General features: G+C 34.1%; 15 protein-coding genes. 9 read left to right on the top strand and 6 right to left on the bottom strand.

Going from position 1 to position 22,707, the window contains the following annotated elements; genetic code table 11:
- Positions 1-65: 65 nt before the first annotated feature.
- On the top strand, positions 66-809 hold the full coding sequence (locus OQ292_RS01940; RefSeq protein ID WP_284684363.1) for a hypothetical protein: 744 nt from the start codon (positions 66-68) through the stop codon (positions 807-809).
- A 2-nt stretch (positions 810-811) separates the two neighbouring features.
- Here the strand turns inward: OQ292_RS01940 and OQ292_RS01935 are convergent, their stop codons facing one another.
- Complete coding sequence (locus OQ292_RS01935) at positions 812-2,374, bottom strand: N-acyl-D-amino-acid deacylase family protein (RefSeq protein WP_284684362.1); 1,563 nt, start codon at positions 2,372-2,374, stop codon at positions 812-814.
- 327 nt (positions 2,375-2,701) lie between these two features.
- Here OQ292_RS01935 and OQ292_RS01930 point away from each other — a divergent pair, with 327 nt between their 5' ends.
- On the top strand, positions 2,702-4,429 hold the full coding sequence (locus tag OQ292_RS01930) for a T9SS type A sorting domain-containing protein (RefSeq protein ID WP_284684361.1): 1,728 nt from the start codon (positions 2,702-2,704) through the stop codon (positions 4,427-4,429).
- Positions 4,430-4,488: 59 nt separating this feature from the next.
- Here the strand turns inward: OQ292_RS01930 and OQ292_RS01925 are convergent, their stop codons facing one another.
- Positions 4,489-6,441 (bottom strand): glycoside hydrolase family 97 protein, encoded by a 1,953-nt coding sequence (locus OQ292_RS01925; protein WP_284684360.1) that lies wholly within the window; start codon positions 6,439-6,441, stop codon positions 4,489-4,491.
- A gap of 243 nt (positions 6,442-6,684) precedes the next feature.
- Here OQ292_RS01925 and OQ292_RS01920 point away from each other — a divergent pair, with 243 nt between their 5' ends.
- The 4 genes from OQ292_RS01920 (at position 6,685) to OQ292_RS01905 (ending at position 11,384) form a co-directional block, all read left to right on the top strand.
- Positions 6,685-7,008: a MazG nucleotide pyrophosphohydrolase domain-containing protein gene (locus tag OQ292_RS01920; RefSeq protein WP_284684359.1), complete on the top strand. Its 324-nt coding sequence runs from the start codon at positions 6,685-6,687 to the stop codon at positions 7,006-7,008.
- 177 nt (positions 7,009-7,185) lie between these two features.
- Positions 7,186-8,472, top strand: coding sequence for a T9SS type A sorting domain-containing protein (locus tag OQ292_RS01915; protein WP_284684358.1), 1,287 nt, complete (start codon positions 7,186-7,188; stop codon positions 8,470-8,472).
- 232 nt (positions 8,473-8,704) lie between these two features.
- Positions 8,705-10,504: an excinuclease ABC subunit UvrC gene (gene uvrC, locus OQ292_RS01910; protein ID WP_284684357.1), complete on the top strand. Its 1,800-nt coding sequence runs from the start codon at positions 8,705-8,707 to the stop codon at positions 10,502-10,504.
- Positions 10,505-10,583: 79 nt separating this feature from the next.
- Positions 10,584-11,384, top strand: coding sequence for an endonuclease/exonuclease/phosphatase family protein (locus OQ292_RS01905; RefSeq protein ID WP_284684356.1), 801 nt, complete (start codon positions 10,584-10,586; stop codon positions 11,382-11,384).
- A gap of 49 nt (positions 11,385-11,433) precedes the next feature.
- On the opposite strand, the gene galE is transcribed toward OQ292_RS01905, so the two are convergent.
- Genes galE through OQ292_RS01890 form a run of 3 tightly spaced genes read right to left on the bottom strand, consistent with a single transcriptional unit; the run spans position 11,434 to position 16,101 of the window.
- Complete coding sequence (gene galE, locus OQ292_RS01900; protein ID WP_284684355.1) at positions 11,434-12,477, bottom strand: UDP-glucose 4-epimerase GalE; 1,044 nt, start codon at positions 12,475-12,477, stop codon at positions 11,434-11,436.
- Between the two features lie 32 nt (positions 12,478-12,509).
- Positions 12,510-12,941 carry a DUF2147 domain-containing protein gene (locus tag OQ292_RS01895; protein WP_284684354.1) on the bottom strand — a complete coding sequence of 144 codons (432 nt, stop codon included), beginning with the start codon at positions 12,939-12,941 and terminating at the stop codon, positions 12,510-12,512.
- Between the two features lie 46 nt (positions 12,942-12,987).
- Complete coding sequence (locus OQ292_RS01890; protein WP_284684353.1) at positions 12,988-16,101, bottom strand: alpha-mannosidase; 3,114 nt, start codon at positions 16,099-16,101, stop codon at positions 12,988-12,990.
- Positions 16,102-16,260: 159 nt separating this feature from the next.
- On the opposite strand from OQ292_RS01890, the gene OQ292_RS01885 reads away from it, so the two are divergent.
- The 3 genes from OQ292_RS01885 to OQ292_RS01875 all read left to right on the top strand — a co-directional run bounded on the left by OQ292_RS01885 (position 16,261) and on the right by OQ292_RS01875 (position 21,879).
- Complete coding sequence (locus tag OQ292_RS01885) at positions 16,261-17,061, top strand: SDR family oxidoreductase (RefSeq protein WP_284684352.1); 801 nt, start codon at positions 16,261-16,263, stop codon at positions 17,059-17,061.
- A 168-nt stretch (positions 17,062-17,229) separates the two neighbouring features.
- Entirely contained in the window at positions 17,230-19,413 is a 2,184-nt protein-coding gene (locus tag OQ292_RS01880) for a GAF domain-containing protein (RefSeq protein WP_284684351.1), read from the top strand.
- 339 nt (positions 19,414-19,752) lie between these two features.
- A complete protein-coding gene (locus OQ292_RS01875; protein ID WP_284684350.1) occupies positions 19,753-21,879 on the top strand; it encodes an elongation factor G in 2,127 nt (708 codons plus the stop codon).
- A 70-nt stretch (positions 21,880-21,949) separates the two neighbouring features.
- Here the strand turns inward: OQ292_RS01875 and OQ292_RS01870 are convergent, their stop codons facing one another.
- A complete protein-coding gene (locus OQ292_RS01870; RefSeq protein WP_284684349.1) occupies positions 21,950-22,627 on the bottom strand; it encodes a hypothetical protein in 678 nt (225 codons plus the stop codon).
- Positions 22,628-22,707 lie beyond the last annotated feature (80 nt).

Genomic DNA, 22,707 nt, shown 5'->3' with positions numbered 1-22,707 from the left:
TTAGTTTTGCACAAAATTCGGGCTCATTTACATTAACCAATTAATATGGTATAAACACTGAAACTATGAGAAGCCTGTTTCCATTTATATTATTTGTCATTTTTAGCTTTCATGTTTTCGGGCAAACAGTTTCCGAAAATTTACAGAATATATCTTATCAAGGTATATTATCTGGAAAGTACCACTCATACCTTTCTGAAAATCAGGAATACCTGAATAAGAAAGCTGCCTATCAGTTTGCCCTCAAAGAATATGAGTATGCCCAAAGCAGGTTAGATAGCTTAAGAAAATTGATAGATAAATCTTCGCTTACATCTTATGTAAGAATGAATACGCAAGAAATTTTAAATCAAGCGGGCAATCAAGTAACAGGAGATGTATATATTAGTCTTAGAACCAAGGGGATGGACTTTGCACTAGTTTTAAATGACATTGTTCCACTTAGTGAATTATATCATTACGATAGAATTGTAGTGCAATCTAAATTGGAGATAGATAAGGCGATTGAATGGAGTAAAAGTCTAGCAGAGGTTTCATTATATTTTAAGCATCTTTTTAAGGAGAAAAAACTCATTCAACCAGTTGATGTTTATAATCAACTAAAAGATGTAGATAAACAAATTGAGACTGCCCTTAAAGAATACAGAAAGAATGGAAATCGGCTTACCGAAAACCAAGGTAAGTACCAATCCTTATATAACATTTGGCAGAATTACGAAGAAGAACTCAGGTACGGTAAAGACAGAGTTTCTTTCTATAATATGCTTGAAAAGAAATATGGCAAAATTATAAACAAGGCTGCAGAGTAATATTAGTTTACCAGTGCAACTTGCTTTTTAATAGTTTCTCCTGCTAAAATACCAGTATATTCACCTTCTTTAATAGCTATTTTTCCATTGATAATAAGGTACTGAATGCCTTCTGCATATAATTCAGGTTCTTGAAATGTTGCCTTTTCAGCTACTTCTTCTGGTTTAAATACGATGATGTCGGCCTTATAACCTTTTGCTAATTTTCCTCTATCAGTAATTCCAAAAATTTTAGCAGTTTTAGCCGAAGATTTATTTATAAATTCACCCATGCTCATTACTTTTTCGTCCATTATATATTTCTGCATTTTCCTCGGGAAAGTGCCAAATTTTCTTGGGTGACCAGTTGAGCCATCTGAGCCAGTAACCACCCAATCTTGTTTCATAAAATTGGTAATGTCTTCTTCAATCATATTAAATGAAGCCAATCTTGCATTGCCATTTTCTGCAATTCTAAAAGCGGCTTCTTCTGGTGTAAGTTGCCAGATGTCTGCTACTTCTTGCAAATTGTGTTTTACCAGACTAGCATCTTTATATCTCGTAATCAGTAGCGAAGATGCACCGCCTCTCTTACGGATGTTCTCTGTTATCTCTTTATATATTTTTGGCCTTTGAGCTGGATCGTGTATGCGTTGAAGAAAAGCATCTGGACCACCCGCTTGCGACCATCTTGGGAAAATTGCTGAGATTACATTGGTTCCTGATGCATTATAAGGATATTGATTGGCTGTAATATTTACACCAGCATTTCTGCAACTATCAATGTAATTGATTAAGTCTGAACTGGTATTCCAAACATCAGTTCCTAAACACTTAATGTGTGAAATTTGGAGTGGAATGTTTCCTTTAACAGCGATTTCTACAGCTTCTTCAACTGCTGCTTTTAATCCAATGTTATATGAGCTTTCGTCGCGCATATGGGTATCGTATATGCCATTGTAAGCCGAAGCTACTTTAGCAAGCTCTATTACTTCTTCGGTTTGGGCAAAGCTTCCGGGAGAGTAATACAAACCACTTGATAGACCTAAAGCTCCTTCTTCCATTGCCTGCTTCACAAACATTTTCATGGTGTTTAGGGCTTCTTCAGTTGGTTTTTCGTCTCTCAAACCCATAGCAAGTTTTCTCACTGTGCCATGTCCAACTAGCAAACCTGCATTTATTCCAATGCCTTGATCTTGCCATTTGGCAAATGTTTCAGCAACTTTTACTGGGCCGCCACCATCGTTTCCGGTGATTACAGTAGTTACTCCTTGTTTAAGAAAATTAAGATTGGCATTGTTGGTAGTGGAAGACAGATCGTCAAAAGCGTGAGTATGTGGATCAATAAAGCCAGGACTAACTGTATAGCCTTGTAAATTAATTACATTGCCACAACTGTATTTTTCTTGCCAATCAGATGTAATTGCTATAATGCTATCACCTTGAATAACAATGTCTTTAACTGTTGCATCTTCTGCAATACCATCGTAGACATTACCTCCACTTAAAACAAGGTCAACCTGAGTTTTTTTTGAATTACATTGAGTGAGTAAAGCTAAAAGTAGTAATAGGGTAATCTTGTACATTTTTATACTATTCTTGGATTTTTTTGTAAAATAAGTATTTAAATCCAAATAGAGTTGTGGGTCTTAATTTGTTTTTATTAAAATTCTTACATGAATGAAATGATAAGAATATGGTAATGGTAATATATTGATATTTTTATATGTAATAATGGTATAATATATGATTATTTAGTGATTTGGTTGTTTTGTACCTGAGTTTTTAATGAAAATGAAGGGATAATAAAACTTAATACAAGGCTTATAAATTTACAGAAATTGTAAAAAGCTACGTTGAACTTTTGAAAAAGCGCATCAAAATTACTGATATAATAAAATACCAATTATAAAATGCAAAAAGTAGTATTATCATTACTTGCCTTATTATATTTTTCGGTAGTAAATGTTTATTCACAGTGTAGTTCTTGTGATTATACAATTACTGTTTCGGGGACTAATTCTACATCTCATTCATCTTCTAGTGACGGTTATAAGATATGTATAACTGGCAGTGGTACTTATACAGGTAGTATAAGTCTATGGAACTCAAATGATGCAGTATGTATAGGAGAAAATATTGATTTTCAGGGAAGTATAGGAGCGAACGATGCTTCTACAATTACCAATTACGGAGATATGAGCTTAGGGTGGTTTTCTTCTTCAGCTACATTTATAAATGAGGGAACAATTACATCTTCTGGATTTACTGTTGGATCAAGTGGAAGCTTAACAAATAGAGGTACCATTACTTCAACATCAAGTTTTACTGTGAACTCTAGTGCAACTTTAATTAATGAAGGTACAGTAACGGCAAGTACTAGTTTTACTATAGGTTCCAATGCGACCGTCACCAATGATGGATCAATTACTTCTGGTTTTACCTCTAGTTTTACAATAGGAAGCAGTGCAATTTTAACTAACAATGGTAGTATGGATATGGGGAATACTAGTCTATACTCAGGTTCTACTATAGATAATTATGGTACATTTTCTTCACATGATTTTACTTCAAGTGGAGATTTTAATAATTACAATACTGATGGTAATGCAATTTATATTGATGGGAATGTTAATTTTTATTCAAATTCAACATTTGATACTGACGGAGGAGTTGAAATAACTGGGAATGTCACAGCTTCTGGAGGCGATTTTACAAGTACATATACTGGTGATGATGCTTTAATTATAGGTGGTAATCTTGAGATGACAAACAATAATACTGATATTAATTTGTCTGGTGATGCTGAAATAGGAGGAAATTTATCTGTTACTGGAGGGTTTATGACATTGAATGGTGGAGGAGTTATTGTTGAAGGTCAATTATATATTAATACTAATGCGTCGAATGCAGTAATATCCGGGGCAGGTTCTTCGGGTGGTAGCTGTGAAGGAATATCTTATGGAAGCATAAGTATAACACATTCAAACACTCTTACAGATTTAGATGTATGTAACTCTTCAGATCCAGATGCAACTACAAGTGATGAAACTTTTGATGCAAGTGTAACAACCTGTAACTGTTCCTCTTTATTACCTGTTGAGTTTATTGGTTATACTACCACTGCTGATTATGAAAACGAACTGGTAAAAGTTTCTTGGACGACTTCATCAGAAACAAATAGTGCTTATTTCGAGATTGAGAAATCTACTGATGGATACAACTTTTATAAGTTAGGAGAAGTGAGCGCAATGGGTGATTCTCAAAATATTGTTTACTATGGCTTTAATGATACCAACCCGACATATGGCAAAGCTTACTATAGAATAAAACAAATAGATATTGATGGAACTTATGCATATACAGATGTAATGGTGCAGCATTATGAAAATAAAGTGGCAGGTGCTGAAATGTATGCTACCGTAAGTGAGGGTACGCTTGAATTAAGTTTCAATAAAAATGTGGGTGAGGGGACGCTTGAATTATTTAGTGTGGGCGGACAAATCGTATTTCAACAAAATATTGAAGTTGATAATTATACTTATTCTTTACAACCAGATAAATCATTAGCGTCTGGTATATATATCGTTAAGTTTAACAATATTGAAAACAACTGGGTTAAAAAAGTTAAAGTGGACTAACATCTTGTAATAATAGAATTACCTGTTGCAGAATTAAGCTATCTGCAACAGGTTTTTTGTTATTTTTTAGTTAAAATGGCTGCCCAACCACCACCGGTAGTAAGCTTAATAGTAAGTTTACTGTCTTTATTAATTTGCTGAGAGGTTTTCTTATAATCTTGCGCATACTTATCAGCATTTACGCCATCTTGTATTATTTCAGCTTTGTAGTTTCCTGCACCTAAAAAGTCAAAACTAATTTCCATTTCTCTAGCAGTGTCGTCTGTCATCGCACCGATATACCATTTATCGCCTTTTCTTCTTGCAATGGCTACATAGTCACCTGCCTGAGCTTGTAGGGCAATAGTTTCATCCCAAACCGAAGGAATCTGAGTAATAAATTCAGTGGTTTCTTTTTCTTTATAATAAGCAGAAGGAGCATCGCAAAGCATTTGTAAAGGGCTTTCAAATACCACATACATTGCTACCTGATGTGCTCTTGTACCTAAAGCTTCTGGGCGATAATGCGATATTTTGTGGTTAATTAAATGCACGTTAGTCATAGCTCCGGGAGTGAAATCCATTGGGCCAGCCTGCATTCTAATAAAAGGCAAGGTTACATTATGTTCGGGAGTAATATCTTGGCTCCATTTGTTGTTCTCATTACCTTTTACACCTTCATAAGAAATTACATTAGGGTAGGCTCTTCGTAATCCTGCTGGCTTATAAGCTCCATGGAAATCTACTAAAAGTTCATACTTAGCAGCCGTTTTAGCGACTCGTTCATAGTAATTTACCATATCTTGATCTGCCCTTTGCATAAAGTCTACTTTTATACCTTTAATGCCCCACTCATGATATGTTTTTAGAATCTCCTCTAAGTTTTTATCAAGTGGTTTCCATAGTAACCAAAGTATAATGTCTACATTTTTAGATTTTCCATAGCTCACTAGTTCTTTAATATCTATATCAGGGTTGGTCGCTAAAACTTCTGTAGTGGTTTTTGTCCAACCTTCATCAAGAATAATATACTCTAAGCCATATTCAGAAGCAAAATCTATATAATATTTATAGGTTTCAGTATTAATACCCGATTCGAAATCGACTCCATATATATTGTTGGCATTGTACCAATCCCAAGCAACTTTGCCGGGCTTTATCCAAGAAGGGTCTTCAATCTTAAGCTCGCTAGAAAGTTGGAAAACAAGGTTGTTTTCTAATAGGGTTTTATCATCTCTAATACACAACACTCTCCAAGGGAATGTACGAGTGCCAGAAGTGGCAGCAATGTAATCGTAAGTTTCATCAATTACTTCAGACCTATCTGCCCCTCTTGTTGGCACACTTATCTTTTTAGGTTTTTTTGGGAAGTTAGCTTTAAAACTTGTGCCTCCTGTTCCATAAAAAAACAAGTTAGGGTAATCGTACAAATCTGCTTCAGTAAAAAGTACACTAACACCATCGTCTAGTTTTGTAAGTACTGGAAGCGAGCAAAATTGCTTATTTGTAATTTCTTTTAGGTTGTAAGGAATATAAGACCTTTCGAAGTGCGACATATAGCTTTCCTCTTCTGGAAAGAAGCTGGTACCGTTTTCAGCAAAGTTGAGTAAGAGCTTTTCTGCATTAACAGTGATATCATTTTTAAAAGAAGTACTAAAACGATAAGCAACCCCATCGTTAAAAACTCGAAAAGTAACTGCATAATTTCCTTTACAGTTTAGTGTAATTTCATTGTAATTGTTTTTAATGCTTGATGTTTTTAAAGCTACAATTGGAGTTAGAGTTTCATCAATACTGTTTTCTGTTTTCTTTCTAACTTTTACATGCTCACCTAGCACTTCATCATTCACAGTCATCGAAATTTCACTTTTATCGATTACGGCTTTGCCATTATGCTCAACAGACCAGTGGATTAGATTACCGGCTTCGATTTTTAAGGTAATGTTTTTGTCTGGTGAAGTGGTTTGATAATTTTGGGCATATAGCGAAAAGTTAATGAGTAATGCTAATAATGCCAGAGTAAGTTTATTCATAATTCAATATAAGTAAATTCAAGTATCGCTTAATTTATCTTTTGTAATACTAAAATAAGTGTACACAAATTTACTGAATAGCAGCTAAATCACTGTCCTGATTTTGACCTGTATTTATACAATTTTGATAAATTAAGTATCCATTCATATTGTAAATGAGATACTTGTACCAGTATGATTTTTAGTGATAAAATTTTTTATTCTACTTAGGTTGATTGAAACTCAACCATTTAATTTTTTTATATGCCTCAATTACCCGAAAAGCCAGAACTTAAAGACTTTCAAGATTATATAAAGCAATTATGTATTGAGAAAGGATGGAATAAAAATAACCATCTTGAGATTTTCTTACTCTTTATGGAAGAAGTAGGAGAATTAGCAAAAGCGATGAGAAATGCAGAAAAGCTTTACCAAGAAGAAGGTAAAGCAGCAGGCTTCGAGTTGGAAGAAGAATTTGCAGATGTATTTAACTACTTGCTTGATTTAGCAAATCATTTTAACATTGATTTGGAAGAAGCCTTCCGTAAAAAGAATGAGATTAATAAAAATAGGAAATGGACTAATTAGAATATTTTTATGCAAATAACAGAGTATTATAACATTTTCTTCGATTTGTAATATTTTCTTCGATTTATTGTGGAAACAAACATAAATAATCGTCTATGATTTGTTAAGAGAGATAAATAGATGAAAGTTATGTGTAAGATTTGATGTTATAATGTCAAAAAAACAACGCAACTACTTATGAAACGCTTATTACTTTCATTAGCAATTTTTTTATTTGCATTCAACAATATTTATTCTCAGTGTAGCACTTGCAATGCAACAGTTACAGTGCCAGATGCTGGAAATTACACTCCCGGAAATAATGAAACATTTTGTATTACAGGCTCTGGAGAGTTTACTGGCACAATAAATTTAGATAATGCGAACTCAATTTTATGTATTGGTGAAGATGTTATTTTTAAGGGAAGTTTGAATATAAATAAGTCAAATTCAACCGTAAATAATTATGGTTCGCTTGAAATAGGTAGTTTTTCTTACAGTGGTACATTAAACAATTATGGCACTATGCTAATTTCAGGTGGTATGACTGTAAATAGTAGCGGTACATTTAATAATTATAATACAACTTTTGGGGCGGTAGAATTTAATGGCGACGTGATTGTAGATAATGGTGGCGATTTTAGTTTAGATGGTGGTGTAGTGGTTAATGGAAATTTTACCGCTAGTAGTGGTAGCGATGTAAATTTGAATGGTGCAGGTCTACAAATATCTGGAAAGCTAACAGTTGATAGTGGTAGTGACATCAGCGGCAGTGGTTCTAGTGGAAGTTGTGAAGGCATTACTTATGGGAGTATTGTTTTGAATCAATCAAATGCATTACAAAACCTTGATATTTGTAATAGTTCTGACCCTGATGCTACTGAAGATTTAACCTTTGATGCTTCTGTAACCACATGTGATTGTTCTTCTTTATTGCCAGTAAAATACATCAGTTATAATACTTCTGCTGATTATAAAAACGAACAGGTTAAAGTATCTTGGTCAACTTCATCTGAAGTAAATAGCTATTCTTATGAAATTGAGAAATCTATAGATGGCTATGCTTTCTCTAAAATAGGAGAAGTGTTTGCCGCTGGCAGTTCAGATGTGGTAACTATTTATAGTTTTATGGATACCAACCCGAAATATGGTAAACAATATTATCGCATTAAGCAGCTAGATATAGATGGAAATTACCATTACACAGATGTAATGGTGCAGTTTTACGAAAATCGTAATTCATCTGCTGAAGGTATGTTGGTAGCTGTAGACGAATCTGCCTTACAGTTAGATTTTGATGAATATATGGAATCTGGTAGTTTAGAGATTATTGGTTTAAGTGGTAAGTTAATTTATCAGTCAGAAATTGATGTAAACGACTACCAGTATGAGTTCCAATTGCAAGACAAGCTCACCTCAGGTATTTACATAGTTAGATTTAGAAATATGGAAAATTACTGGGTGAAAAAAGTGATGATAAAATAACCTTTTTGTAAATAGCGCATAAGTAGAAGATATAAAGAAAGGCTGCTTGTTTTTGAACAAGTGGCTTTTTTTATTAAAAATTTCTTAATATTTAGAAAACATCAGGTTTAATAAGTTTGTGTTTTTAAACTTGTTTGCCTGAATTGTAAAACCACTTGGAACTTAGCTGGTTTTGATATTAATTATTACTTTGATGTAATATCGAGACTTCAAAATAATTTGGGAAAGCATAATGAAAGAGCGTGTTCAGGAAAAACTTGAAAAGACAATAGCACAACTACCTCATGAGCCAGGAATTTATAAATATAAAAATGAGGAAGGGACTATTATTTACATAGGGAAAGCGAAACAATTAAAAAACAGGGTAAGCAGCTATTTTAATAAATATGCAGCTGTAAACCGAAAAACTAAAAAGTTGGTAAGTGAAATAAGAGATATTGAATATGTGGTAGTAAACTCAGAGTTTGATGCTTTGCTACTCGAAAATAATCTCATTAAAGAGAACCAACCTAAATATAACATTCTTCTAAAAGATGATAAAACATATCCTTATATCTGTGTAACTAATGAGCGGTTTCCAAGAGTGTTTTCTACTCGCAATATTGAAAATAAAAGCCACACCTATTTTGGCCCTTATGCTAGTGTAAAAGCCATGAATACCCTGCTTGAGTTAATCAGGCAGTTGTATCATATTAGAACTTGCTCTTATGTGTTGAGTGAAGATAATGTGGCACAAGGCAAGTTTAAGGTTTGTCTTGAATACCATATTCAAAACTGTAAAGGCCCTTGTGAAGGTTTGCAAGAAGAAAGCGATTATGATAATGATATTCAGCAAGTTATCAATATTTTAAAAGGGAATATTTCTCCTGTAAAGCACTATTATAAAGAAAATATGCAGGAAGCTGCTGCTACAATGGAATTTGAAAAAGCAGCAGAGATGAAAAATAAGTTTGATTTGGTAAGTAATTTCCAAAATAAATCACTGGTTACAAACCCGAACATTCCCGAGTTAGAAGCATATTCAATAATTGCTGATGATGAAAACGCTTATGTCAACTTCATTAAAATAACTAATGGTTGTATTACTCAGACAGAAACCATCCAGATTAAAAAGAAACTGGATGAATCTAATGAAGATATTTTAGCCTTTGCCATTCTAGATTTTAGAGAGAAATTTAACAGTGCAGCATCAAAAATTATAACTAATCTGGCATTAGACATAGATTTAGGTGGGGTGGAAGCTACAGTTCCTAAAATTGGCGATCTTAAAAAGTTAGTCGATCTCTCTAAAAAGAATGCGCTATACTTTAAAAAAGAGAAAGATACTGCCAAGATAGAAATACAAAAAAGTAAGAGTAAAAATTATGCACTTATTCAACTAAAAGAAGATTTAAGTCTGCAAGATTTACCTCGCCATATCGAGTGTTTTGATAACTCTAACATACAGGGAACAAACCCAGTTTCTGCAATGGTTTGTTTTATTGATGGTAAGCCAGCCAAAAAAGAATACAGGCATTATAACATCAAAACAGTGGTAGGGCCAGACGATTTTGCCTCTATGTATGAAGTGGTTTATAGAAGATATAAAAGGCTAAAAGAAGAAGAAAAACCACTACCCAATTTAATTGTAATTGATGGCGGTAAAGGCCAGTTGAGTTCTGCTTGTAATGCGCTAAAAGATCTGGATTTATATGGCAAAATTCCGATTGTAGGTATTGCCAAAAGGTTAGAAGAAATCTATTTTCCCGGAGATTCAATTCCTTTACATATCAATAAAAAATCGAGTTCGCTGGCATTATTGCAAAAAGCCAGAGACGAAGCACACCGTTTCGGTATTACTTTTCACAGGCAAAAAAGAAGTAATAGCAGTCTTACATCTGCTTTGGAAGAAATCCCCGGAATTGGTAAAGGAACTATAGAGAAATTATTGATAGAATTTAAATCTATCAACAATATTAAGAATGCATCTGTAACAGATATATCTAAAATTATTGGCCTTAAAAAAGCCATGTTACTTAAAGAGAAACTTTAAACAACTAATATTCAAAACTATAATGGTAAAAACCTATTTATTAATACCTCTACTGCTTTTGTTTAGCAGTTTTACTCTTTTGCCTAAAGAAGATAGCAACACCATGAGGGTAATTAGCTACAATATTCGCTACAACAGTGCAGATGATGCACAAAAAGGACATGGCTGGGAGCTAAGGAAACATGAAATTTTAAAGCTTTTGAAATTTTATAAGCCGGAATTAATTGGCATGCAAGAAGTTTTAAAAGAACAACTCGATTTTTTAGAAAGTAATTTAACAGAATATGGAAGAGTAGGCGTAGGTAGAGACGATGGAAAAGAAGCTGGTGAGTATGCACCAATCTTTTATAATAAAGAAATATTCGATCTGAAAGATAAAGGCACGTTTTGGTTGTCTAAAAATCCTGAAAAACCGGGTAAGAGTTGGGATGCTGCACTTCCTCGTATTTGTACTTGGGTAGAGTTAGAAAACAAAAAAACAGGTGAAACCCTCTTTTTCTTCAATACACACTTCGATCACAGAGGTGATGTGGCTAGAGTAGAAAGTGCTGCTTTGATCGCTAAAAAAATTAAGAAAATGTGTGGTGATAACAAGTTTGTATTAACTGGTGATTTCAACCTAACTCCTGATACTGAGCCAATTAAATTGCTGAAGGAGAATGAAATGATTGAAGACAGTAAAGATGTTGCAGATATGGTTTTAGGACCAGATGGTACTTTCAGCGGTTTTGTTTTGGGTGGAATGCCGCTAAAAAACAGAATTGATTATGTGTTTGTTTCTGATAAAATGAAGGTTGAAAACTACTTGGTTTTAAATAACACTTATGGGAATAATTATCCGTCTGATCATTTACCTGTTTTGGCAGATGTGATTCTATAAAACTTAAAAAAGCAAAAGGCTGAGATTTATATCTCAGCCTTTTTTATAATTAACTTTTCATTTCTTTTTCTTGGTTGAGGGTAAGCTGCCATTTCCATGCGCTATCCATCATCTCATCTAAACCAATTTTGGTTTTCCAGCCTAGTTTCTCTAAAGCTTTGGAACTATCAGAATAGATTGCCGCAACATCTCCCGGTCTGGCAGGGCCAATTTCGTAATTTAGTTTTTGTTTAGTTACTCTTTCAAAGGCTTCAATCACTTCTAAAACAGTTACACCATTACCTGTACCCAAGTTGAAAACCTCGTAATTGCTTTCGTTTTTACCATCTAATAAATACTGTAAAGCATTTACGTGTGCATCAGAAATATCTGTTACGTGGATGTAGTCTCTTATACATGAGCCGTCTCTAGTGTCATAAGTATTGCCAAATACAGTAAGCTTTGGTAAAATACCAGCAGCAGTTTGTGTGATAAATGGCACTAAATTGTTAGGGCGGCTAATTGGGTTTTCTCCATTTTTACCAGTGTAATCTCCGCCAACTGGGTTAAAGTAGCGTAAGCTAATCGTTTGAACATTATTTACATGAATAATATTCTTGATAATTTCTTCTCCGATTTTTTTGGTGTGAGCGTAAGGTGATTCAGTTGGCATTAGGGGAGTTTCCTCATTTACAGGAAGTTGCGACACATTTCCATACAATGAGCAACTAGATGAGAAAATAAAATTGCTAACATCATATTTCTCGCAACACCAAAGAATATTAAGCAAAGAGTTAATGTTGTTGTCGTAATACCAGCCCGGCTTTTCTACTGATTCGCCCACTGCTTTGAGTGCAGCAAAATGTATTACACCAGTTATGTCTTTGTTTTCTTCAAATATGGCCGCAGTTTTTTCGCGGTCTCTCAAGTCAACATTGTAGTTTTTAACTTGCTTACCAGTAATTTCTTCTATTCTACAAATTGTATCTTCTGAGGAATTAAGACAATTATCTACAGAGATTACTTCGAAATCTGTATTTCTGATAATCTGGATAATTGTATGAGAGCCTATATAGCCGCATCCTCCCGTTACTAAAATTTTGTTCTGACTCATTCTCTGAATTTATTTTATGTTGATAGATGATGTTATTTTACTCTATACCAGGTTTGTGTGCGATAAAAGAAAGCTACATAACCTCTGAGTTTTAGTGTGTTTTCGTCTTCAAGCCAAATTTTGCAATCGTAAATTTTCCCTTTTTCTGGGTCTAATACTGTACCTTCGTCCCATTCTTTGCCGTCTTTTTCCAAGTCTCTGATAATCTCCATACCGATTACTTTCTTTTTGTATCGGTCATCATCAGTTGGACATTCGTCGCATATAGGGTCTTCTTCTTCAGGATCAATTATCTGGTCTATTTTCCCATAAATTTTTCCGTTTTTTTCATAAATCTCTACAACCGACTTTTCTTCGCCTGTTTCGTCGTCTATGGTTTTCCATTTACCAACCGGACTTTGCGAAAGTGCAATTGTACTAACTAGGAGCATATTGAGAAGAATAATTAATTTTTGAATCTTCATATTAGATTTATTTGATTGGAAAATTAAAAAGCTTCAACATATAAAATTACATAGTGAATTTAATGGTATGTATTTCAAATGGTTTGAAAAATAACTTAATGATGTTGCCATCAGTTTCTAATTCGTCTAAATCTCTTTCCATTATGTTTACCAGTTTTACTTCTCTGTAATCAAACGATACTTTTAAATACGCATAACAGTCAACTCCAGACGATTCGTAAAGTCTTACAACTAACTCATCGGTATATTCTGCTTGTTTTACAGATTCTATAATAATGTTATACCTGTCGGTTTCAAGATAAGCTACATGCTCTGGTATAATTCCTTTTTGTTTTTTAATAGGAATTGTTCTTGTCGGAATGTTCAATTCATATGCTTCTTGCGGTACTTTCCCTTTTACATGGTCATTTAAGTGAGGGAATAATGAATAAGTAAACTCATGAATGTGCATATCTGCCAAAGGATCAGGGTTTTTAGGCGATCTCAGTAAATTAAGACTAATGGTGTTGCCTTTAATCTTATGGCCATACTTGCAATCGTTGAGCAAAGCAACGCCATAATTAGATTGAGAAATATCTGCCCATTTGTGTGCTACCACTTCAAACTGAGCCATATCCCAAGATGTATTGTAATGGGTAGTACGTTGCACGTATCCATACTGAATATCGAAAGTAGCTTGTCTCGAAAGAATATTAACCGGAAATTCTACTCTGAGCATTTTGTCAGTTTCTTGCCAGTTAATCTTTGTTTTAAAATCTATCCTTTTAGAGAATGCTTCTATACTCACAATCTGAGTAATTGCATAGAACATATCTTCGTAATCAAACTGGATAGACGCTCTTAACGGGCCTTGTTCGAGAATTTTAATTCCAGATAATGTAGGTCTTTCTGGTGGAACTTCTTCGTAATAAATATCTACATCCCAAGCATCCCAAAGTAACGGCTCATCTTTATAGATTTTAAAAGCATTTCCTTTTTCGCCATTTGCTAATACATCTCGTCGGGCTTCTTTATCATATATGTTCAGAATTCTGCCATCTTCTTCATCAAAAACTACTTTAATTAAAGGGTTTTCAATGGAGAGGTCTGTTACAAAAATTAAGTTTTGAGGTACAGATACTTCCGTTTCTGAACTTTCTCCAATAATAGTGTGCCCGCACGAAGGTATGTGAGACTCTATAAGGAGTGTCTTTTTATTATCTTTTTCTACTACTTGCTGTGGTAAAATATTTCCTTCAACATCTGTAAGATACTTATCTGTAAATGGAAGTTCTACAATACTTTTTCTATTCCAGTTTAAAGAGTTAACTAATAAGTAACCTTTGTCAAAAAGCTCATTATTAACTTTTTCAGAAATATGGGTTTCAGCTTTTGCAATTAAGCTTTCAAGTTCATTTTTTGTTTGGGTATATTGTTCAATACTTTCCAAATGGACTTGCGTAACAGATGTTCCCGGAATAATATCATGAAATTGATTGAGTAACAATACTTTCCAAAGTCTGTCTAAAGCTTCTTTAGGATACTCATCATTATAATATAAACCATAATACATCTCTACTTCACGAAGTAATAACTCAACTTTTCTATTGAGTTTCTTCGTGAGGGCATGGGTAGTTAATGTGCCTCTGTGTAGTTCCAAATATAATTCACCATCCCACTTTTGTAAGTCACGACTTTCTTCTGCCGCCTTTTTGAAGTATTCTGATGCGAATTCCATTTTTACTCTTGGTAAACCTTCTAAGCTTTCGGCTCTTTTGAGTTTTTCAATGTAAATTCTGCTTGGGCCACCTCCACCATCACCTGCACCATAAAGGAATAGAGCATATTCTGAGCGTTCAGTATCAAAGTTTTTTCTCTCTAGGTTTCTTAAATCCTGAGCGCTTACATCTGATCTGTAATTGTTTGGAGCCAAGAAGTGAGAGAAGATTTCAGTGCCATCAATCCCTTTCCAGATAAATGTATGGTGAGGGAAAGTATTAAACTGATTCCATGAGATTTTTTGTGTCATGAAGTAGTTTACATCCGATTTAATGAGCAACTGTGGTAGGGCAGAACTATAGCCAAATACATCGGGTAACCAAAGGTTGTCTACTTCTATATCAAACTCTTCTTTAAAGAATTTTTTACCATGAATAATTTGTCTAACAAGAGATTCTCCAGACGAAAGGTTACAATCGGCTTCTACCCACATTGCACCTTGGCATTCCCATTGTCCTCTCTTTATGGCATCTTTAATTCGCTGATAAAGCCCCGGATAGGTGTCTTTCATCATTTGGTATAAAACCGGCTGACTGGCTCCAAATTTATAATCTGGATATTCATTCATTAAAAGTAGGGCGGTAGAGAAAGTTCTTGCCGCTTTACGTACAGTTTCTCTCAATGGCCACAACCATGCAATATCTATGTGAGCATGCCCAATGGCAGAAGCTTCAATAGAAGAGGCATTGGCTTTTCTATCGAGTTCTTTTTTAAGAATTTCACGACATGCTGCTACTTCTTCGCTAGTTCCACTACCATAAGTATTGATACACTCATTAAGTGCAAAAACTAATAGTTTATGGTGTCTTGAGGCAGGAGGAATATCTTCCATTAAGTTGGTTAAAAGGTCGTATTCTATATAGAAAGACCATTTTTCTCTATCAAATATGACGAGTTCTGCTTGGTTGAAAACGCCATCTTCCATAGACTCATAAGTGAGTACATTTTCAACTCCCAAAATGTTGTTTGCCCCTGCATCAACCATTAATTCTACTTTCTCTCCTCCCTGAGCTTCACTAAAAAGATAAATTCTCTTTTTAATAATGGTTTCTTTCATCGTCCACTCGATACGTTTGTTGGTAAGCCCTTGTATCGGGTTTCCATCTATATCGAAAAGGCATCCTTCTCCACCAACATCTATCAATGCGACAACTTCATATCCTGCAAATTCTTCTGGAACTTCTCCCTTAAATCTAAACCAAGCACAATCGTAAAGTGAGCCCCATTTTTTACCGGGGTTAATCTTTTCGAACACCGCATCTTTGGCATCTTTAAAAGGGAATGGTTCTTTTGTTTTAAAATAAGAAGCACTCATGGGAATATTTCCCGAGTAGTAACTCTCCTTTAATTTTTTTCTGAATTTAGCAATTCTGTTAATAGTAAGTTCAGTATGCTTTCTCATAAAATTTTACTGCTCTTAGAAAAAAAAATTAAGCTTTTTTGGCTGCTATGGCAGGATTTGATGTGTTCAAAAAATTTAAACTTATTTTGTATTAAAGTTATATTTAAGTGCCAATTTAAATAATGATTTAAAATTTAACCTTTCTATAAACAATTATTGATGAAAAACTTTCAGGATAAAGTGATTTGGATTACCGGAGCCTCCTCTGGTATTGGTGAAGCATTGGTAAAAGACATGGCAAAAAGAGGTGCTAAAATAGTATTATCTGCTAGGAGAGAAGAGGCTTTGATAAAAGTTCGTAACGAAGCTGGACTTAATGATGAAAACAGTTTAATACTTCCCTTAGATTTAGAACATGACGAAAGCCTGCAAGTAACAGCAAAAAAAGTAATTGATAAGTTTGGGAGCTTAGATGTATTAATAAATAATGGAGGAGTAAGCCAGAGATCGAAGTTTTTAGATACTAAGCCAGAAGTTTTTAGAAAGATTATGGAGATTAACTTTATGGGAACTGTGGCATTAACAAGAGCTGCATTGCCTTATTTAGTTAAACAACCAGAGTCTCAAATAGTGGCTGTAAGTAGTGTAGTTGGCAAATATGGAACTCCAGTAAGAACTGTTTATTCTGCTTCCAAACATGCAGTAAATGGTTTTTTTGATGCGCTTAGGGCTGAGCTTTGGCAGCAAAATGTAAAGGTATTAATTGTTTGTCCGGGGTATATTAAAACCAATATCTCTTTTAATGCACTTACTGCCGATGGAAGTCCTCAACAAAAGATGGATAAAGGACAATCGAAAGGCTTGTCTCCAGAAAACTGTGCAACCCAAATAATTAATGCAATTAGACAAGGTAAAAGAGAGATTTACCCCGCTGGTAAAAAAGAATTAATGGGTGTTTACCTTAAGCGCTTTTTACCAGGTGTATTTTCTAAGATTGTGAGAAAGGTAAACGTAACCTGAGTTTTAATTGAGAAGCATCTTTTAGTAAAATACCTTTTTCATAACATAAAGCACAGTGTAGTACAAGTACTTCATTTTTAGCATAAAAACACCTCTGTAGAGAATAAATAGATGTTAATGAAGTTACTTTAGCAGAACATCACAATCACTTTTTAGATTCTTCTGAGATTGAAACTGAACAAGAAAAGGTATTTAAAAGAGGCTCAGATTTTTACTGTAATTATACTCAATGTAGTATTTGCGAGCCTAATTTTTTTAACTGTATTTCAGCAAGATACAGATCAGATTGTATTTTGGAAAAGTTACACCCACAGTATTGAAATAGCTACCCAAAATATTGAGATGTACTCTGGTTTATACGATCATGTGCAAAAGCCAGAGCTGCTAAATTCTATTAAAGAAGAACTGCTTTTATTAGAAGAGTATCTGTATTATGTAAAAGACGGCGGATATATAAAAGTAAAAAAGCAGAAGATAAAGGTGCCTAAAATAAGTAATAGAGAAGTAAATGCGCAGGTAGAAAAACTGTACAACATCTATAAATTAGAAGAAAGTGAGCTCAAAAGGAGTATTTCTAATTTTGAAGACAATATACAAACCAGTAAATACACCTCCGAAGATCAGTTTTTAGCACAGGTATCTAAGTTTTCTAAAACCATAAGTTTAGAAACTAATAATTTACAAAAATTACTTAGTAACTATTTGGATACAGAGCAGTTGGAAAGAAATATTTTTATGTTCTTCTGCATTCTATGTTTGCTAATGATTAATGCCTTTCTAATTATAAAAATCCACAGCGATATTTATAAGACTATAAAGCTTATTACACATACTTTACAAAAGTATATCAGTAAAGATCATAGCAAGCTAGAAGATTTTGAACTGGATGATATTAAAAACCTGAAAGGAGCTGTAAATGTCTTTATTGAAAATGTAGAAACTGCTTCGGAGTTTGCTAAAAGTATAGGAGACGGAAACCTAGAAGTTGTTCCTGATAAACTAAATACGTCTAATATATTAGGTAATGCGCTACTGGATATGCAGCAAAAACTGAAGCAGGTAACAGAAGAAGATAAAAAACGCAATTGGATTTCTATAGGAGTTACCAAAGTGAGCGATATACTTTCTGAACAGTATAATGATTCATTTACTGAGAAGGTTTTTCAATATACAAAAGCTGTTACAGACTATACACTTTGTGTACAAGGAGCAATTTTTTTACTAACTCATGATGAAAAGCATTTAGAGCTTTTTAGTAGCTATGCCTACCAGAGGAAAAAATATGTAGATAGAAAGCAAAAATCGGATGAAGGCTTAATAGGTCAGTGCTTGGCTGAAAAAGACATTATCTATATGGAAGAAGTTCCAGATAATTATGTGAGTATTACATCTGGTTTGGGTTTTGCCAATCCAAGGTCTTTATTGCTCGTGCCAATCTATTTAGACGATAAAAACTTCGGTGTAATGGAACTGGCTTCATTCAATAAAATGCCTGACTATTTTGTCACTTTTGTGAAATTGGTGAGAGATAAACTGGCTGCTGCTATTTCTAACTATAAGATGAATGAGCACACCACCAAGTTACTAGATGAGTCTCGAAAGATGAATGCAGAGCTACAAGTGAAAGAAGAGAAAATGCAAAAGCAAACATCTGAGCTTAATCAACAATATTCCATCTTAAATGAAAAATACCTGAAGTCTATTGAGACAATAGATGAGCTAAAAAAACTCACTGAAGTTAAAGATCATGTTTCTCAACTAGAAGTTGATTTAAATAAGAATAATGATCTGCTGAAGATTTTTAAAAAGGAAGTAGAAATTCAAGATAAAAACCTAGATAGAAAGCAAGCTAAAATTGAAAAACTACAAGAAAGATTACGCAAGTTTGGCAATTTTACAGAAGAAGAAGTTTCTATGGTTGAGAGAATAAAACAGCTAAATGATCTTAATGAATCTTTGAGCCACAAAGTAGATGAGTTAGAGAATGAAAAAACACTGAGCCAGAGTACAATAAGCTCTATAAATCAGGCGATTGCCACAGCAGAAATTGGTTTAAAGGGAGAGATAATTTCCTGTAATCAGTTATTTCTCAATTTGTTTGGTTACACAATAGAAGAGCTAAATGGCAGACACGAAAGTATATTGCTGGCTGCAAACGATGGATCTGATAGAATTAATGATATAAAATGGAAAAAGTTATTAAAAGGGGAGACCTTTAAAACCGATGCCCATTTTGTAAAAAAAACAAAAGAAAAAATGCTTCTTAGAGCTGGCTATACACCAGTTACTTTACCTTCTGGCAGATTATTTAAAGTGATAATGATGATTCAGGTAAGCCGACCTGAAAACTAGTAAACCATTCGTATTCTCATTTTTAAGGCCCCATTTATAATTCAATATTTTACTAAAAATATTGCTGTTTCTAATGGCTCCGTTTCGAGCATAGTTAAAATTTAAGATCGAGCTTGCTTTATGTGAATAATACAAGTTTGTTTTTCCAGAAAAAATGACTAACTTCTGATATAAGTCATATAAGAATAATACTATATGCCTTATCTCTTGATTTTTATCATTCCTTACTTCATCCATCCAGCTATATTTGAATATCACTCAACTATTATTTTTATGAGTATTACTAGCTAAATCTTAATTGATTGCAAACTAATTATCTCACCTTAAACAATACTCGCCATGAAAGTATATGATGAAAAACACATCAAAAACATCGCCCTGCTGGGAGGGGCCAAAGTCGGCAAAACAACACTAGCTGAAACCATGTTGTTTGAAGCCGGAATTATTGATCGCCGCGGTACAGTTGAAGAGAAAAATACAGTATCAGACTATCACGAAATTGAGCATGAAAGAGGCAACTCTGTATATGCTACTACATTACATACCGAATGGAGAAACTACAAAATCAACATTATAGACACTCCAGGATTAGACGATTTTTCAGGTGAGATTGTCTCATCTCTTAGAGTGGCAGATACCTGCGTAATTGTGTTAAACGCAGCACATGGTGTAGAAGTGGGAACCGAACTTATCTGGAATAACATAGATGCCTATCAAAAACCTACAATTATAGCTGTAAATCAAGTAGATCATGAAAAAGCAGATTTTCAATCTACTGTAGATATGGCTAAAGAAAGCTTTGGAGATGCAGTAACCTTAATGCAATATCCTTTAAATGCAGGTAATGGTTTTAATGCCATTATCGACCTGTTAAAAATGGTGATGTATAAATTCCCTGCTGAAGGTGGTAAACCAGAAAAATTACCAATACCAGATAGTGAAAAAGCAAGGGCTCATGAATTACACAACGAGCTTGTAGAGAAAGCCGCTGAGAATGACGAAAGTCTAATGGAATTGTATTTTGAAAAAGGTAATTTAGATGAAGATGAACTGAGACAAGGCCTTAAAATAGGCATGCTAAACCACGATGTATTTCCTGTTTTCTGCCTTTCTGCCAAAATGAATATGGGTAGTGGTCGCATGATGGGGTTCATCGATAATGTAGCCCCTTCAGCATCTGAGCTTTATCCAGAAAAAACAATAGAAGGCAAAGAGATTAAATGTAATATAAATGAACCTGTAAGTCTGTTTGTGTTTAAAACTTTGGTTGAACCTTATTTAGGTAAGATTACATTTTTTAAAGTGCTCTCTGGTTCTTTAGAAGTAGGCATGGAGTTGGAAAATGCGCAAAACGAGGTGGTTGAGCGAATTAACCAGCTTTACATTATGGATGGTAAAAATAAGAATACAGTAAATAAGCTGGTAGCTGGAGATATTGGAGCAACTGTTAAACTTAAAAATACACAAACAAATCAAACACTAAATGCCAAAGGGAATCACCATATATTTAAAGCTATGGAGTTTCCGGGAGCAAGAATTAGAACTGCTATACAAGCAAAAAGTAAACAACACGAAGACAAACTTTCTGAGGTAATTAAGGAGATTCACGAAGAAGACCCAACTATAGAAATTGAATACTCAAAAGAATTAAGGCAGCTAATACTTTCAGGTCAAGGTGAGCTACATTTAGCTGTTACACGATGGAGATTAGAACATGTGTATGGCATCGAGGTAGACTTTATTACACCTAAAATCTCTTATCGAGAAACCATTCAAAAAACAGCGACTTCTAATTATAGACATAAAAAACAATCTGGTGGTGCAGGGCAGTTTGCAGAAGTTACGCTTACCATTATGCCTTTTGTAGAAGGCATGGATGATCCGCAAGGATTCAATATAAGAGGTAAAGAAGAAGTTGAACTCGAATGGGGAGGTAAATTGGTGTTTTATAATTGTATAGTTGGTGGAGTAATTGATGCCAGATTCTTGCCTTCTATTCTAAAAGGGGTGATGGAACTGATGGAAGAAGCTCCGCTTACACATTCTTATGCCAGAGATATTTGTGTATTGGTGCATGATGGTAAAATGCACAGTGTAGATTCTAATGATATTTCATTTAAAATAGCAGGTAATAAAGCTTTTAAAGATGCATTTATGCATGCTGACCCTAAGTTGATGGAGCCAATTCAGGAAATACAAGTATTGGTGCCAGATGATCTTACTGGTGATGTGATGACGGATTTGCAAACCAGAAGAGCAATTATTACCGGAATAGATTCTAAAGGACATTATCAAGCAATTAATGCTAAAGTGCCTTTGGCAGAATTAGATAGATATTCTACTTCGTTAAAATCTATTACACAAGGTAGAGCAAGTTTTTCTTTAACTCCTGCAGGTTTTGAGCCTGTGCCTTATGATGTGCAATCTAAGCTAGTTTCTGAAAACTTGGTGGAAGAAGAAGTATAAACAATTAGTTATTATTATTGGATAGATGAAAGGAGCCTTTTATTTAAGGCTTCCTTTTTTTATGCATACATTAAAATCTTTTAGCAATGCCAACTCTCAAGACTGAAAAATGAGATAGCAGTTTTTTAGAATCCCATACTAGATTATATTTTGCATCAACAGAAAACACAAAAGATTTTTGCATTTCTCTATCTAGACTTGCACCTAATAGCCAACCTGATCTTGTATAACTACTTATATCATATCTAGGAGTATAAGAAATCATAGTATAATCTGTCGTACGATATTTAAATTGCCTCAAGCTAAATTGTGTACCTTCTGAATGCTGCATCATTAAACCTGTAAGTGCGCTTATTTGGTTGCCGAAAATTTTAATGGGGATAGTGTATTTTATATAAGCTTGGGCATATTGTACATTATACTTTCTGTATCCATAAAGAAATCCTTCTCTACCATCTAATGCCATAATTTCTTCATCTACAGCTACAGGTAAACCATTTACTGCTACTAAAGAAGTCGCTTGAAATATCTCTGGAAAATTACTTTGGTTGGCAACGCCAAGGTCAAAACCAAGGGTAAAATTGTATTTTAAAGATCTTTCGTAAAATAATTCGAAGTTAATCCCTCGATCACCTATCATGTCTACGTCAACTATTCCACCTTTGGCGCCAAGTTTATTGTTTTTAATTTGTGAGAAGGTGGTAAATGAAAAAGTAAAGAAGAAAAGTAATAGTGTAATTGATTTCATTAAAAAATTGATTGTACAAACTTTCTAAATAGTTTGTGTGTAGATTTAAAATGATTGAAAGTTTAGTTATTGACACAGGT

This window comes from Chondrinema litorale (assembly GCF_026250525.1).
GTDB lineage: Bacteria > Bacteroidota > Bacteroidia > Cytophagales > Flammeovirgaceae > Chondrinema > Chondrinema litorale.
Note: the sequence above shows the minus strand (reverse complement) of the source record. Positions and strands in the feature narration are given on the sequence as shown.